General features: G+C 64.1%; 14 protein-coding genes and 2 tRNA genes. 12 read left to right on the top strand and 4 right to left on the bottom strand.

The genetic code is table 11. The features are described from left to right. Positions 1-67: 67 nt before the first annotated feature. The 5 genes from J4O73_RS11505 to J4O73_RS11485 all read left to right on the top strand — a co-directional run bounded on the left by J4O73_RS11505 (position 68) and on the right by J4O73_RS11485 (position 5,275). Positions 68-1,003 (top strand): LysR family transcriptional regulator, encoded by a 936-nt coding sequence (locus J4O73_RS11505; RefSeq protein ID WP_426217378.1) that lies wholly within the window; start codon positions 68-70, stop codon positions 1,001-1,003. A 743-nt stretch (positions 1,004-1,746) separates the two neighbouring features. Beyond that, entirely contained in the window at positions 1,747-2,367 is a 621-nt protein-coding gene (locus J4O73_RS11500) for a GNAT family N-acetyltransferase (protein WP_426217735.1), read from the top strand. 1,240 nt (positions 2,368-3,607) lie between these two features. Further along, positions 3,608-3,739: a hypothetical protein gene (locus J4O73_RS11495; protein ID WP_426217376.1), complete on the top strand. Its 132-nt coding sequence runs from the start codon at positions 3,608-3,610 to the stop codon at positions 3,737-3,739. Further along, a complete protein-coding gene (locus tag J4O73_RS11490; protein WP_426217733.1) occupies positions 3,740-4,225 on the top strand; it encodes a recombinase family protein in 486 nt (161 codons plus the stop codon). It abuts the gene before it with no gap. 42 nt (positions 4,226-4,267) lie between these two features. Further along, complete coding sequence (locus J4O73_RS11485; RefSeq protein WP_426217375.1) at positions 4,268-5,275, top strand: recombinase family protein; 1,008 nt, start codon at positions 4,268-4,270, stop codon at positions 5,273-5,275. Here J4O73_RS11485 and J4O73_RS11480 read toward each other — a convergent pair. Continuing rightward, a tRNA-Arg gene (locus J4O73_RS11480) sits at positions 5,246-5,322 on the bottom strand. The two genes, J4O73_RS11485 and J4O73_RS11480, sit on opposite strands and share 30 nt — an antisense overlap. 178 nt (positions 5,323-5,500) lie before the next feature. Between J4O73_RS11480 and J4O73_RS11475 the strand changes: the two genes are divergently transcribed. Continuing rightward, positions 5,501-5,590, top strand: a tRNA-Ser gene (locus tag J4O73_RS11475). Between the two features lie 203 nt (positions 5,591-5,793). Continuing rightward, positions 5,794-7,968 carry a caspase family protein gene (locus J4O73_RS11470; protein ID WP_426217373.1) on the top strand — a complete coding sequence of 725 codons (2,175 nt, stop codon included), beginning with the start codon at positions 5,794-5,796 and terminating at the stop codon, positions 7,966-7,968. 27 nt (positions 7,969-7,995) lie between these two features. Here the strand turns inward: J4O73_RS11470 and J4O73_RS11465 are convergent, their stop codons facing one another. From J4O73_RS11465 to J4O73_RS11455, 3 genes are all read right to left on the bottom strand, one after another. Next, the gene (locus tag J4O73_RS11465) at positions 7,996-9,201 is read right to left on the bottom strand and encodes an MFS transporter (protein WP_426217371.1); all 1,206 of its coding nucleotides are present in this window, start codon (positions 9,199-9,201) and stop codon (positions 7,996-7,998) included. A 73-nt stretch (positions 9,202-9,274) separates the two neighbouring features. Next, positions 9,275-9,646 (bottom strand): hypothetical protein, encoded by a 372-nt coding sequence (locus J4O73_RS11460; protein WP_426217369.1) that lies wholly within the window; start codon positions 9,644-9,646, stop codon positions 9,275-9,277. Between the two features lie 331 nt (positions 9,647-9,977). After that, positions 9,978-10,601 (bottom strand): sigma-70 family RNA polymerase sigma factor, encoded by a 624-nt coding sequence (locus J4O73_RS11455; protein ID WP_426217368.1) that lies wholly within the window; start codon positions 10,599-10,601, stop codon positions 9,978-9,980. A 263-nt stretch (positions 10,602-10,864) separates the two neighbouring features. On the opposite strand from J4O73_RS11455, the gene J4O73_RS11450 reads away from it, so the two are divergent. From J4O73_RS11450 to J4O73_RS11430, 5 genes are all read left to right on the top strand, one after another. Next, positions 10,865-12,325: a PAS domain S-box protein gene (locus J4O73_RS11450; RefSeq protein WP_426217366.1), complete on the top strand. Its 1,461-nt coding sequence runs from the start codon at positions 10,865-10,867 to the stop codon at positions 12,323-12,325. 339 nt (positions 12,326-12,664) lie between these two features. After that, positions 12,665-12,868, top strand: a complete 204-nt coding sequence (locus J4O73_RS11445) for a CsbD family protein (RefSeq protein WP_426217364.1) — start codon at positions 12,665-12,667, stop codon at positions 12,866-12,868. Between the two features lie 86 nt (positions 12,869-12,954). Further along, positions 12,955-13,434: a YidB family protein gene (locus J4O73_RS11440; RefSeq protein WP_426217362.1), complete on the top strand. Its 480-nt coding sequence runs from the start codon at positions 12,955-12,957 to the stop codon at positions 13,432-13,434. Between the two features lie 821 nt (positions 13,435-14,255). Beyond that, positions 14,256-14,558 (top strand): hypothetical protein, encoded by a 303-nt coding sequence (locus J4O73_RS11435; protein ID WP_426217361.1) that lies wholly within the window; start codon positions 14,256-14,258, stop codon positions 14,556-14,558. Positions 14,559-14,729: 171 nt separating this feature from the next. Continuing rightward, positions 14,730-15,119 (top strand): MucR family transcriptional regulator, encoded by a 390-nt coding sequence (locus J4O73_RS11430; RefSeq protein WP_426217359.1) that lies wholly within the window; start codon positions 14,730-14,732, stop codon positions 15,117-15,119.

Here is a 15,119-nt window from a genome sequence, read left to right as displayed (position 1 = left end):
CTTCGCGACGATTGCCAACTCTCACGCAGGCCGTCGATCAGGGCAAATTCATAATTGACGCCCTTGCATGCGCAAATATTATCGAACGATGCGCATGCAGGCCCGCCAGATCGAAGCGTTCCGCGCGGTGATGCTGACCGGGGGCATGACGGCCGCCGCCGAAACCCTGCACATCACCCAGCCTGCGGTCAGTCGGCTGATCAAGGATCTCGAGGCCGCGCTCAACCTCACCCTGTTCGACCGTCGCGGCAATCAAATTACCCCGACGGCCGAGGCGGTCGAACTCTTCTCCGAAGTCGAGCGGACTTATCTCGGCCTCGAATTCATCGAGAAGCGGGCCAACGACCTGCGCAATCTCGAACGGGGGTCGCTGCGGATTGCCGCGCACCCGGCAATGGCACTGGGATTTCTACCCAACTACATCGCCACCTTCGTGCGACAGCACCCGGATCTGTCGATCCTGCTCGATGGAATTCCCTCCCATCTGGTGCTGGAGCGCGTGGCTGGCGGCCAGTTCGACCTGGGCTTTGCGGCGCACCCGGTGGAGAGACCGTCCCTGAGCCTCACGCCGATCCCGGCATCGGCCGTCGTGATCCTGCGGCGCGATCATCCCCTGGCCGAGCGAGATCAGATCTCGGCCGAAGATCTCGTCAACGAACGAATCATCTTGCTTGGGAAGGGCAGCCTGTTCCGGCACAAAGTCGAGAGCGCCTTGGGGACGACTGCCAGCTCTCAGAAGATCGAGACGCCCCTCTCGGCGATTGCCTGCTCATTCGTGCTGGAAGGGCTTGGCCTGACGATCACGGACCCGTTCTCGGCGATCAACCTCATGGCCAACGGACTCGTCGCCCGGCCCTTCGTGCCGCCGATCGACGTCGGAGTGACCCTGGTCGTCCCCAACCACCGCGAGCCGTCGCGGCTGGCCAAGGCATTCATTGCCGGCCTCGCGCAGGGAATCGAGAGCTACCTCACGGCGGTCGTGGGCGCTTCGACCCGACCGTGACGGGGCGGAACCTGCTCTACGAAAACATCCGAAATCTTCGTCGTTAGATGTATTGCGGCTTATGAGCGTCGGTGACTCAAACCATAGACCGACAACGTCTGCTTTCGGTAATGGAGGATTCCGATGAATCTCGACCGCATTGGGTGGCTTCCTGCCCGTCCGCTCATAGGCGATGATACGGACAAGCGGATTTCAGCATCGCGCATAGCCGCTAAAATCGCCGGTGCCTTATGCAAACCGATGATCTCATGGTGAGCTTCCGACGACTGAACGTCGGGGACATCTTTCTAGCGACCTATCCCACTAAGAGCGGTAACGTTGGAAATGGGGTCTTCCTGATCATCAATAGATATAGTGAGCGGATCGAAGCTAGAATGGTCACGACACAATGGATTGTGACATTCGAGCGGTCATCGCTGAATTCGATGCCATATGAGGGGGTCATCTTTGAAGTTAAGGCTGCGCAGCCCCTGCCACACTGGGCCCATTCCGCATTAGTCGGGTTGGATAAACGATACTTCCAAAGCGGAAATCCAAAGCTGAGTAAAGATGAAATTCAAGCCTTGGTCTTTGTCGCTGACACACTTGAGCCGGATGCGTCCTGAAATTGAGGGTGAGATGGCTGGACTGCCAACGGATGGCTGCTTTTGGGAAGCGTCTGCAGCGGTTTGGATGGCTGAGTTGGGTCGCTGTCGGAATGGCCGTACAGGGTGGGTTCCTGCCTGTCTGCCTTGAGGCGGCGGATGCGCCGAAGCGGGCACGGCTATGGCATCCTCACGCGGCCTACGGCAGGATTGTCTCTGTCTCCCTGCCCTTCAGCGCAAACCACCTTGATGATCAGCGCCACAATCCAATCGGCGGATAGAGCGGATGCAGCCGCCATTGCCTCGCTTCATGCAAAGAGTTGGCGGGACGCCTACCGATCCATACTAAATCCGGATTTCCTCGCTGGGCCAATCGAAGATGATCGTCTCGCACTCTGGTCCAACAGACTCGCCGATCCGGCACCGTCTTTGATCGTAGAGACTGCCCGAGGCCCGGACCATCAACTGTTTGGTTTCATCGCAGTCTTTCGCGGTCATGATCCGCGCTGGGGTAGCTGGGTAGATAATCTGCACGTAACCCCAGAAATGCGGGGCCAAAAGATTGGGGAACGTCTGCTCCGCTCCGTGGCGCAAAATCTTGCCTCGCAAGGCACGGATAATGGACTGTACCTGTGGGTATTTGAGGCTAATCAAGCCGGGCTGCGGTTTTACCAAAGGCTTGGCGGTGAAGTGGTAGAGCACGACACCTCGCGGATCCCCGCTGCGAGCGGAAAGACCATCTTGCGAGTTCATTGGCGTACCCTGTCAGCCCTAGCTTGAAATCAGCTACAGGTTGCATCGTAGCCAACCCGTTCGAGCGGCCACGAATGGCCGCTATCGAGGGGCCCAAACACCGTCCCTTACGACTGGCATGGGTCGGACGCGGAACGTCCGCTTCCGGGCAGATTGGCGAGGTCCACCCGTGTCGCTTTGCCAACGAATCTCTTTCATGACCGAGGCTTTGAGCGAGCGTCTATTCCTTCGAGTTTCGGCTCACTGCAATCCCTTGTGGAGCAGCGGAATGCGCCCTTAGCATTGGACGCAGGATCGTACCAACTGCCCGTGCGCAGGAAGCTGAAGGGCGTGTAAATCAATGTGTTGCCCCGGATGATTGGCAGTGTTCGCGCTGAGTGAGAATCCTGACTAGTCACCTCTCAGTCCATATAGGACATCGCGGGCAACGATCTTTCTTGTAGATCCCTCGAAATTTCCGGCGCATCGCGCTCTTGTCTGCCTCGACTGCCTCAGCAATCTTAGCTTGGCGATTCCACTAGCGCTCGCTCGAGATTCCTAGAATCTTGGCCGTACACGGCGGTTCGCGAGCCTTCTCGCGCAGACGCGTCGTGTCGCGCCGGGGAAGGTGAAGAAACTGCCCCACGCTGGCCGACAGCCAGCTCCGGATGCGTAGGCTGTCGGTCGGCGTGGGACTTCACGTGCTTCGTGGCGTACAAACTCTCCGCTCCGTCGGCGGCGCGCACCTCGCGTGCATCGCGGCCGGCACGGATGACATCGGGCGCGGTAGCCGGCCTCAAGACATCGCTGAAGTCCCCGCCCGCCGGAGCACCTGTCTCAGGTCGGGGAGCCACCTTCAGCACCGACGAGCCCGCCGCGCTGCCCCGGCAGCGCAAACTCGGATGGTCGTCGCGACGCGACCCTGAGCCACCTCGAGTCGTGGATGATCTGCCGCGACCCGTACCGATCCCGCGCGCCGAACTCGACGTGATCGAGACCTACCTCGGCGCCCAGATCGACGCGCTGTTGCGCGAGTCCGCCCAGTGACGGTGTCGACATCCACGCCCTGCGCGACGCCCGGCGATGCCGGAGGATCGCCCCACGTACGGGTTCCGCGGGACCGGCGCTGCATCACCTCGCTCCGCGCTGTTCCAGCCGGCAGTCGTGCTGCTTCGCTGCCGGCACGCGCTTTTGGAGAGCGAGCCTGCTGCACTTGCCCGCGAGTCGCAGCTCACACCGCCTACATGATTCCGTCACCAGCCGATGTTGCGAGACCGAGGATCGCACGATGACGCGTCACACCCGCAAGGCGCAGTTCGTGCCCGCGATCGATGGGTCGCTGCGGATCTGCTCGTACCTGCGCGTCTCGACCGGACGGCAAGCCGAAGGCGATTTGTCCATCCCCGATCAACGGCGATAGATCCAAGCCTTCTGCGACAATAAGGGATGGCCGATCGTGGCAGAGTTCGTCGATCCGGGCGCTTCTGCCACGGACGACAACCGACCCGAGTTCCGGAAGATGATCGAGCGGGCGACCGACGACGATCATCCCTTCGACGCCATCGTCGTCCACTCGTACTCGCGCTTCTTCCGAGACAGATTCGTGATGGAGAAGTACCAGCGCCGCCTCCGTAAGGTCGTCGTGCGATTGATCTCGATCACCCAGGAATTCGGCGATGCACCCAGTCAGATCATGGCGCAGCGGATATACGGGATATTCGACGAATACCGGTCGCATGAGAATGCCAAGCACGTGCTGCGCGCCATGAAGGAGAACGCGCGGCAAGGCTTCTACAACGGTGCGCCGGTGCCGCTCGGCTATACGTTGGTCGAGGTCGAGAAGCGCGGGACGAAGATCAAAAAGCGCTTGACCGTGGATGCGGTCGAGGCCGAGACGACCAAGTAGATCTTTCGCCTCTACCGGGAGGGCGACGGCACCTCCGGACCATTGGGCGTCAAGGCGTTCACATGCTGGCTGGACGAGCGCGGTTACCGCACCCGTAAAGATGCCCGCTTCGGCGTCGCCACCACCCACGGCATCCTGACGAACCGGGTTTACGTGGGAGAATGGGTGTTCAACCGGCGCTGCTCGAAGACCCTGGCCGAGAAGCCGAAGGCCGAGCAGATCTCGATCAGCGTGCCGGCGATCATCGACCATGCCGAGTTCGAGGCGGTGCAGGCGACTCTCAAAGCCCACGACCCGAGAGTCACACCGGCGCGTGTTATCACCGGCCCGATCCTGCTGACGGGCTTGGCCACCTGCACGACCTGCAACGGTCCGATGACGCTGCGCACCGGGACGTCGAGATCAGGACAGGTTCACACGTACTACCGGTGCTCGACCCACGGTCGGATGGGTAAGACTGGCTGTACCGGTTGCAGCATCCGCATGGACACGTTCGACAACTTGGTGATCGATCGTCTGATCGCCGAACTGCTGCAGCCGGATCGCCTGCGCGAGTTGCTGGCTTCATTGTGGGCGCAACGACACGAGAAGGCGGCGCAGGTCGACGGACGCGTGGCAACGCTTCGCGACGGGGTTGCGGGCGCGGAAGACAAGCTGAGGCGGCTGTACCGGATGGTCGAGGAAGGGATGGCCGACATCGACGAGATCCTGAAGGACCGCCTCAAGACGCTGAAGGAGGAGCGGGACCGAGCAGCCGCAGCGCTCGATCGGATCCGGGTAGCCGAGCGACCGCCGCGGGAGATCGAGCCTGAACTGATCGAGCGATTCGGTCGGTTGATGCGGGAGAACGTGACGACGGGAGAAATCCCGTTCCGCAGGGCGTGGCTTCAGGCGATCGTCGACAGGGTGGAGGTTGAAGCGAACGTGAACCGCATCGTGGGCGACAAGGCCAGTCTGGAGGCCACTATTGCCGCGGCAGGTTCATCACCCATGCCCGGCGTTCGCAGTTCTGAACGTAAATGGCGCGCCCGAAAGGATTCGAACCTCTGACCCCCAGATTCGTAGTCTGGTGCTCTATCCAGCTGAGCTACGGGCGCCTGAACCGCGGCAGCGACTAGTGCGCGCCGGGGTTGGCGTGCTTCTAGTCGGTCGCGCCGACCTTGGCAAGCGCCCTTTGCAAATTCCTTCGCGACTCCGTTCAGCCTGATTTTCATCGCCCCGAGCGGGTGGTTGACGCGGCTTCGGGGGGCGCCGTAGATCAGCGGGCCTGCACCAGGAAGGGTGGCCGAGTGGTTTAAGGCAGCGGTCTTGAAAACCGCCGTGGGGGCAACTCCACCGTGAGTTCGAATCTCACCCCTTCCGCCAGGTCTGTGTGTCGCGACCCTGCCCTAGAAGGTGGTTCCGGCTTGCGGTGTTGGCGTAAAGTCGCCACCTGCACGAGAACGTGACCGCCGCCCCCGCGTGATGCCGCGCAGGGGTCGAACCTGCGCCGCAATCGATCAGGCTGATGCAGCCCTCACAGGGGGGCTGCCTGCAGTGTCCTCCGTCGGTTGTCACGGTATCACGCGATGCGTCCCATCACCGCCTTCCTGACCCTCGTCGCCGTCATGGCTTTGGCCGCAGCCTCTTTCATCGGCCCGGCCAGCGCTGCCGAGAAACGCTTGGCACTCGTCATCGGCAATTCGGCCTATCAGGCGAGCCCCCTCGCCACGGCCGCCAACGATGCCGGGCTGGTTGCGCAGACCTTGCAGGCAGCCGGGTTCGATGTGATCGGTGCCCGCGATCTGGATGAGGATGCTTTGCGAAAATCGCTGCGCGATTTCATCGACAAGGCCTCGGCGGCCGGGCCCGATGCGGTGACGTTCGTCTACCTTGCAGGGTTGGGCTTGCAACTCGAAGGCGAGAACTACTTCGCGCCTATCGATCTGCGCGTGAGCAGCGCAGCCGATGTCTCCCTGCGCGCACTCCGGATCTCGGATTACACCAAGAGCCTCGCCGCCCTCCCGTTGAAGGCGCGCTTTTTCGTTTTGGATGGTGCGCGGCGTTCCCCATTCATCGTCGCGGATAAGCCTTTGGCGGGTGGCCTTGCTCTGACGGAGGCCGAGCCGGGCAGCCTCATCGCATTCAACGCCGCGCCCGGCACGATCGGACCCGTCGAGAAAGGCCCCTATGGCGCCTACGCGCAGGCCCTTGTGGAGATGATCCGCGAGGGCGGGCTTCAGCCGGGGCCTCTGTTCGACCGGGTGCGCCTACGGGTCGATGCCGCCACGAAGGGGGCCGAGGTGCCCTGGGATGCCGACCGAACGGCCACGAGCTTCCTCTTCTTCGACCGTGCCCCCGATGCTCCGGCCCTGGGGCGCGAGCGGGTGGCCGCACTCCGGGAGCGGCCCCTACGCGATCTCGGCGCCCAAGATGCCTATGCGGTTTGCCTGGAGCGTGACGACCTCGACCAGTACCAGGAATTCGTCTCGGATTATCCGAACGATGTCCTCGCCCGCCGGGTCCGTGCGCTCATCGCCGCCCGCCGTGAGGCAATCGTCTGGCGGCGGACATGGCTCGTCGGCACACCTGACGCCTACTGGTCCTACCTCTCTCGTTATCCGCGCGGTCCGCATGCATGGGATGCACGCCGCCGCCTGTCCTCGCTTGCCGCTGCGATGGAGCCGCCGCCGCGTTACGTGGCCCTCGTCTACGATGTGCCCCCGCCGCCACCGGAAGAGGTCGTCTATGTCGACCGGCCCGTCATCTATCTCGATGACCCGGTTTTTGCTTTGCCGCCGCCGCCTCCCCCCGCGCTGGTCTTTCTTCCCCCGCCGCCGGCCTATCTCGTGGCGTTGGCGCCCCCGCCGCCAGTTTATGGCGTCTATGCCCTGCCGACGCCCCCTATCGTGGCCATGCCAACCTACGTGTCGGCTCCGGTCTACGTGGCGCCGCCGCCGAACAATGTGATCTTCCAGAACATTCACAACACCACCGTGATCGAGCAGATCAACCGCCAGAACACGATCGGGCAGGCTGCGCCCTCGGGTGCGGCGGTCGGGGCCGGTGCGGTTGCAGGTGCCGCGCTCGGTGCCGCGGCAGCGCGTGTCGCCCTGCCTGCCGCTCTCCAGCAGCGCGCCGCGTTGGCCGCCCCGCCCTCCCCGGCGGCCGGGACGACGCGTCAGGGGGCGATTCAGGCGGTCCCCCCCGGCGCGATGCCCCAGCCTGGGCTTCCCACCGCGCCGGGACAGCCTCCGGGCGGCCGAGCGCTGCCCGGCGCCAACGGCCAAACGCTTCCCGCCGCTTCCTCTCGGATGGCTGTTCCGCCCGGCAACACGATGCCCTCACCCGCGATGGGACGGGCTGTCCGCCCGGCCGAGGCTCGGCCACCGTCGCCCGCTCCCATGTCACGCCAGCAGGCTGCCCGGCTTCCGCGGCAGGACATGCTGGAGCGTCGCGCACCCGTTGGTCCGCCGCCTGGCCAGCGGGCGGCGTTAGCGGCACAGCAGCGTGCCTTCGCTCAGGCGCAGCATCAGCAGCAGTTGCAACAGGCGATGCAACGACGGCAACAGGCCGTGGCTGCGCGTCAATTCCAAGCGCCGCAGCGCCCGCCCGCGATGCCGCGTCCGCAAATGATGCCTCGCCCTCAGATGATGGCCCGGCCGCAGGCGGCTCCGCCGCCGCACGCGCCGCCTCGCGCCGCATCGCCCCCGCAGCAAGGGGGTGGCGGGCACCATTGTCCGCCGGGCCATCCCTGTCGCTGAGGTTCTATAACTGTACGCCGGGGCCGTTCACCGGCCTTGGCGGGCGACCTGCCGGGCCACGGCAAGGGACAGGCCGAGGTTGAGGACGGCGACCGCGACCAGGATGCCGGCCAGCACGTCGATACCGAACCATTCCATCGCGTAGCCGCAGGCGAGCGGCGTCGCGGCCTGCCCCAGCAGGGGCGGACGGGCGAGGCGCCCGATCACCGCCGCGTACTCGGCTTGTCCGTAGAGTGCGAGAGGGAGTGTGCCCCGGACGACGGTGCGCATGCCGTTGCCCGCGCCGTAGAGCAGGATCGCAAGCCACGCGAGACTGGGCGCGAGGACAAGCAGGATCAGGCCGAGCGCCACGCTTCCGGCAGAGATCAGCAGCAGGTGGATTGGATGGGCCCGCTGCCCGAAGGCGAGTTCGAGCACGCGCGCGCCGACTTGCGAAGGGCCGATGAGGGCGCTGAGGGCTACGGCCGAAGCGGTCGGAATGCCGTGGGATTGCAACAGGAGCAGCAACTCGACCGCGACCGCCGCCATGAGGATGGCGGCGGTGGTGAAGGTCATGGCGAGGATCCCCTCCCCCGGCAGGCGTGGCGCTTTCACGCCAGGTTTCGGCAACGCGACCCGCGTCGGAACCGCCGCCCGCCCGGCTGGAAGTGCGAGGGCGAAGATCGGCGCCACGACGAAAGCCGCGAGCGCCGCGTAGGCGAGGCAGGTGCCACACCAGCCAATATGGGCCACGAGGAAGGTCGATGCCGGCCAGCAGAGAGTGATGGCGAAGCCGGAGGCGATGGCGATCTGGGTCATCGCACTGCGCGCGGAGGCGCCGTAGGCCTGGCCGATCGCCGCAAAGAGCGGATCGTAGAGTGCACCTGCCATGCCCAGGCCCATGACGGCCCAAGCGGCGAGAAAGACGGCCAAGTTGCCGGCCATCGCCATCAGCACGAGGCCGAGCGCCATGACCAACGTTCCGGCTACGAGCACGGGGCGACCGCCGAAGCGGCGGATCTGCGTTCCGATCCACGGCGAAAGCAGCCCGGAGATCAGGATTGCCAAGGAGAGTGAGCCGATCACGAGGCCCTGGGGCCACCCGGTCGACTCCACGACGGGCCCGACGATGACCGCCGTCAGGAAGAATGAGCCGCCCCAGAGGATGATCTGCGTGAGGCCGAGTGCGGCGTTGCCGAGCGTGCTCGGCACGCGGCGTTGCGGGTCCGGGGCGGGGGCGTCGGAGGCTTGCATATTTGATCCACGGGCCGGATCACCGGCCCGACCGGGCTAGAACCCCCCGGCCGATCCCGCAAGGCAGCTCGCCTCAACCGACCCGGCGGGCGGTCCAGCGTCCGTTGCATGTAGTGATGCCGGACAGGCTCCACTGGCCGCTGCCGGTCTTGCCCTTCAGGCGCCCGCTCACCGTGATGGTGGAAAGTCCCTGGCGGATCGTGCCGCTGATGCCGCCATCCGGGGTGGCGCGACCGGTTGCGTCGACGTCGTTGTCGCCCGCATCGTCCACTTGTCCGTTGCGGATCACGATCGGGTAATTGTACGGCCCGGTGCAGGACGTTCCGTTCCCCTTCGCGATTACCGACCACGAGCCGTCGAAGCGGTCGGCACTGGGAGCCGCCTCCGCGGCGCCGGTCGCGATGAGCAGGAGCGGCGTCAGAGCCGCGAGCCGAATGGTCTTCATGATCTCCTCGATTCAGGCCGCCTCGAAGCGGCCGAGTGGGTAATGCCGTTTGCTCGCACCGGATCCGGCCGGGAGATTACCCAGGGCCGGAGGTTCGTCGCGACGGAAGGGCAACGGGCCGAATGTACACCCGGAGCAGAGGTACACCCGGCCGCGCGGCCATGCCGGGGCCTGATGAGGCTTTGGGCCCGGCATAACCTCTGCGAAAAGATGATGCCGCATGCGATTCCAGCGGCTACGGAAGTGAAATGGGTGTAATTCCGAGTATCCGCCTGAGATTATTCTACTGGTATAAGGCGATTTCGCGGGAAAATGAGCTTGATGTGAGAAATCACACGACACCCAGCTCGTGGGACAGTCGGTCTCTCGCGCGGCTGACGCGGCTCTTCACCGTACCCGGCGGGCAGCCGAGGATGGCCGCCGCCGCCTCATAGGTCAGGCCCTCGACTGCGATCAGGGTCAACGCCTCGCGATGAGGTTGATCGAGGCGGCCCAAAGCCTGTTGCAGGTCGTGAAGCTCGACCTTGTGTTCCTGCGCGGCCGGTTCGGCCAGCGTCCCCGCATGGGCGCCATCCGGATCCGCCACCTCCCGCCAGTATTTCCGGCGCCCGTTGATGTGGCCATTGCGCAGGATCGTGAACAGCCACGCGACGAGGTTGCTGCCCGGCTCGAACCGGTCCCGAAATTCCCACGCTTTCAGAAGCGTCATCTGGACGAGGTCGTCCGCCTCGATCGCGTCGCGGGTCAGGGAGGTGGCGTAGCGGCGCAGGCGCGGCACGATGCCGATGAGTTCCTGGCTGAAAGCTACCGCCGGACCGTTGGCCTCCGTGGCGCCGAGGATTCGAGTCAGCCGGGACAGAACCTTTCCAAGCCGTGAGTCCGGTTCGATCGGCGCGGCCTCGGGATAATACTCCCTGAGGCGCTGTCCCAGTTCGGCGAAGACGAACGCCGCCACGTCGGACGGTTCGTCGGAGGGTTCAAGAATTTCAATGGCCTGCTGCAAGGGAAGGCGCACCTGTCGAAACGAGGTGAAGCCGCCTGCACCGCTACAGCGCGGGGACGGCCAGGAAGCGACTAATCTTTGGTCGCTTCTGACGCTTTCAATGATACGACAATACCAGTGAAAGGATCGAATTTAAGGGAACTCGACCGCCCGCAGCCCGTTGCCGCCGCGGTGCCTTATCGGCGGCCTCAAGCTTGGAAAGAGCGGCACTGGTTGTGACGACAGGCGTGGACAGGCATGAGCTTCGGCAGATCATCGCTGGCCTCAGTGAGGGGGTGATCCTGGTCGAGCCGGACCAGACCATCGCCTACGCCAATGAAGCGGCCCTCGCGATGCACGGTGCCGAGAGTCTCGACGAGCTCGGCTCGAACATCGATGCCTATCGCGAGCGGTTTTCCCTTCGCTATCGCAACAACCGCACACCCGACAGCTATCCGATCGAGCGGGTGGTGGCGGGCGAGTCGTTTCACGACGTGATCGTTGAAGTGACGCGCACCGACCGACCCGGCGTCGATTTCGTGCACTCGCTGCGCAGCCTCGTCGCGACCGGTCACGACGGCAAGCCGAGCTGCCTTGCCCTGATCCTGAAGGACGTATCCGAACAGTTCGAGGCAGAGGAGCGCTTCGAAAAGACCTTCGCCGCCAACCCAGCGCCCGCCATCATCACGCGATTGTCAGATCTCCGGCACGTGAAGGTGAACCACGGCTTCCTGGAAATGACGGGGCATACCCGCGAAGACGTCATCGGACACAGCGTCTACGAGCTCGATGTCCTGGCGAATGCCCGCAATCGCGAACTCGGGATTGCTCGACTGAAAGAGGGGGCTACCGTTCCGCAGATGGAAGCCTGCCTCGAGCTTTCCGATGGCGGAAGGCGCTTCGTGATCGTGGCCGGCCAGCCGATCGAAATGGGTGAAGAGCCCTGCATGCTCTTCACCTTCGCCGATCTCGAATTGCGCCGGAAGGCTGAAGCGGCACTGCGTCAGAGCGAGGAACGGTTCGCCAAGGCCTTCCGCCTGACGCCGGTGCCGACTGTTTTGGCGCGGGCGAGCGATTTTCAGGTCATGAGCATCAACGAGGCCTTCGGCCGCGTCTTCGGGATTGGCGAGGACCGGATCATCGGCCGCTCCCTCGACGGCGTGGGGCTGTGGGTCAACGAGGCACAACGGGCGGGTTTCGAGTCAGCCCTTGAACGGCAGGGTTATGTGCTCGGCGTCGAAGTGTGCATGCGCCACGACGACGGCCACAACCTCGATTGTCTCGCTTCCGCCGAGCGCGTCGAGATCAACGACACGACCTTTGTGTTGCTGGTGATGCAGGACATCACCGACCGCAAGCATACGGAGCGGGAGCTCTTCGACGCCATCGAGACGGTGATGGCGGACACGTCGTGGTTCAGCCGCGGGCTCATCGAGAAGCTCGCCAACCTGCGGCGGCCGAGCCGACCCGAACCCGACCCGTTGGTGCCCGATCTCACCTCCCGCGAGCGACAGATCCTGAACTTGATTTGCTCCGGCCTCGACGATGCAGCGATCGCGCGAAAGCTTGGCCTATCGCGCAACACCGTCCGCAACCATGGGGCTGCACTGTATCGCAAGCTCAACGTTCACAAGCGGACGGAGGCCGTGGTGTGGGGACGGGAGAACGGCTTCCCGATCCATATCTCCGGTGCTTGAATTTCACATTACCGGTACTTTTTTACCATTGAAGGTGGTCGCGCCATCCACATCTGTTTCGTCGATGAGCGGAGCCTCGGAAGGCGTTAAATTGCCAGATGAAAGCGCAGGTTTGTCATTGCGTTCTGATGAATTGCTATTTCTGCAACATGGGAATGCTGTGCACTGCTGGCTTTTATCATGTGACGCACAGGATGCTCGGAGCAATAGCGTGAAACGACAGACGACCGACTCGAATTCGGCTTCGGTCGCCGCCGACGCCTGCCACCTCTGACCCCGTTCACTGCCGGCCGCCTTCGAGAACGGCGGTCATCCCTCCCCCACCACAGGAGACAATCCATGAGCAGCACCACCGACAAGCTGAAGGGTCTGGCCAACGAGGCCGTCGGCAACGTCAAGCAGGGCGTGGGCAACATGACCAGCAACGACAAGCTCGTGGCCGAGGGCAAGGCCCAGGAACTCAAGGGCGAGGCCCAGAAGACCGTCGGAGACGTCAAGGACGGCGCCAAAAACCTCGCCGACAAGGTCACCGGCAAACACTGAGCCGGTTCGGCGGGGCCGCTCGTCTCGGCCCCGCCACCCCGACGAACCTGCGGGCTCGCCCGCCGATGACGCCGATGGAGAATAGGATGAGCAAGGGATATCCCTCGATGACCGCCCTTCTGGGGCTCCTCGCCGTGGCGGGCTTCCAGAACCGGGACAAGATCTCCGAATGGCTCGGCAGCCACTCGAACGAGCCGCACCGCTCGCCGGTCCCGCCCGTCCGCGACGTACCCGTCGGCCACGATTCGCGTGGGCCGTCGAACTTGTCGGGCATTCTCGGTGGTGTCGGCACGGCGGGCGTCGGAGGCCTGATCGCCAGCGGCCTGAGCGAACTCGTCGACCATTTCACCAAGGGCGGCCACGGAGAGACCGCCACTTCGTGGATCAATCACGGCCCGAACCGCGAGATGGCGGAAGCGGATCTGGAGCGGGCGATCGGCCCGGAGACCCTCGACCATCTGACCCGGCAGACCGGCCTGAGCCGTGCGGCTCTCCTGTCCCGCCTGTCTCGGGAGTTGCCTTCGGCCATCGACCGGTATTCGCCGGATGGCCGTTTGCCGGTGTAGCTCACTCTATCCCGGGCCGATGCTCCGCGTCGGCCCGTTTCCTTTCGCGAGAGAGCGGGCTACGGCCAGAAGACGGAGGCGCGATGTCTCGTCCGGCAGCTTCGCCCAGAGGCTCATGAGCTCGATGCCGGACTCGCGGACCATAAGTCCGTCCTCGTCCGAAAAGTCCTTGACCGAGCAGCCAAGCGTCTCGGCAATCTTCAGAAGTGTCGTCGACAGCGCCGGCTGCAGAGCCAGGGAGCATTCTTGGTCCGACACTGAATGTCCTCGCCCCGTGCCGCTTTCAGGCACTATACGCGACATTCCCTGTTCCACAAATATATCACCGTCACAGTGACGTTATACCAAATTTGGTTGATTTGAACCGGCCAGACCCGGCCCGGCCCGGCCTAGCGCGACACGATTGGGTCTCATTCTGCTGGCAGACCAAAGCCCGTTCGACCACGAGTCTTCGGCCGCCGTTTCGATATTGCGGTCCGAAGGGCTGAGTATCCGTGCCGCTTAGGCACGGGATGGCCACCCTTACGCAGTTTGCCTTGATTCTGAAGAGAGTGTTAAGGCTACGCTTGGGTCTTTTTGGCCTCCGAGGGCATCCGCGTATAGCTATGAGAATGACGCTTATCGCCATCGCTGGCCTTTCCGTTGCTGCCGGGGGCTGCAGCTTAGGTTCGCGGAATGGTCCGGCGGCCTACAGTTCGCTTCCGCCGCAAGCGATGGTCGAGGCGTCGGCTGCATCTCGGGCAGACGTCGCTGCCTCTGCCGGGGACAACCGCGCGGCCGCGCTGCCACCTGGCTTCGAACCTGCCCCGGCCACCGAGAGGATGCCGGGTGATCTCGTTCGCCCGATTCCCCAGGGAGCCGCAGGCCGTGTCGATCCTGGCGCTGCCCTGTCCGCCTCCGAACGCGCACGCAGCCACTGGGAAGCCCTGAAGCCCGGCGCCGTGAAGACCCAGGTTCCGCTCATGGCTCGTATCGCCCGCGGCGAAAACGGCGAATCCACGCCGGCCGCGGCTACCGCTGCCCCCTCCGCCATCGCTGCCGGCAACTACGATCGCGAGGATACGATGCAGAAGCTGGTGAAAGGCGGGAAGTCCGCAGGTAAGGCAATCTGTAACGGTTGCTGACGCAAGCAGAAGTGACAGCAACAGCCTGTCCACCGAGATGTCCCCAAGAAGAAGGCCTGCACAATAAATCCAACTTGAGTTGGCGCGCTCCATGTCTCATCATGAGAACGTTCGATCGTTGTAACAGCTTGGGCCGAGGACATTATGGAGCAGAGCTCCGCTTTCATAGACATGGCTAGCGACATCGTGGTCGCTTACGTCGCGCACAACCATGTCGCGATATCAGATCTCCCCGCCCTGATCGGCAAGGTGCACGCGGCGCTGCTGGCCCTGTCCGAGGGTGGAGTCGCTTCCGCCGAGGAGGCTGCGCCCGCCATCACCGCCGCGCAGATCCGCAAGTCCGTGCAGCATGACCGGCTGATCAGTTTCATCGATGGCCGGGCCTACAAGACTTTGAAGCGCCACTTGACGGCCAACGGCCTCACGCCCGATGCGTATCGCGCACGGTTCGGCCTTCCCTCCGACTACCCGATGGTCGCCGCCGCCTACAGCGAGCGGCGTTCGAGCCTCGCCAAGGCTCACGGCCTCGGCTCCCAGGGCGGCGCACGCCTCGCCTCTTGA

Source organism: Methylobacterium sp. NFXW15, from assembly GCF_049887755.1.
Lineage (GTDB): Bacteria > Pseudomonadota > Alphaproteobacteria > Rhizobiales > Beijerinckiaceae > Methylobacterium.
Note: the sequence above shows the minus strand (reverse complement) of the source record. Positions and strands in the feature narration are given on the sequence as shown.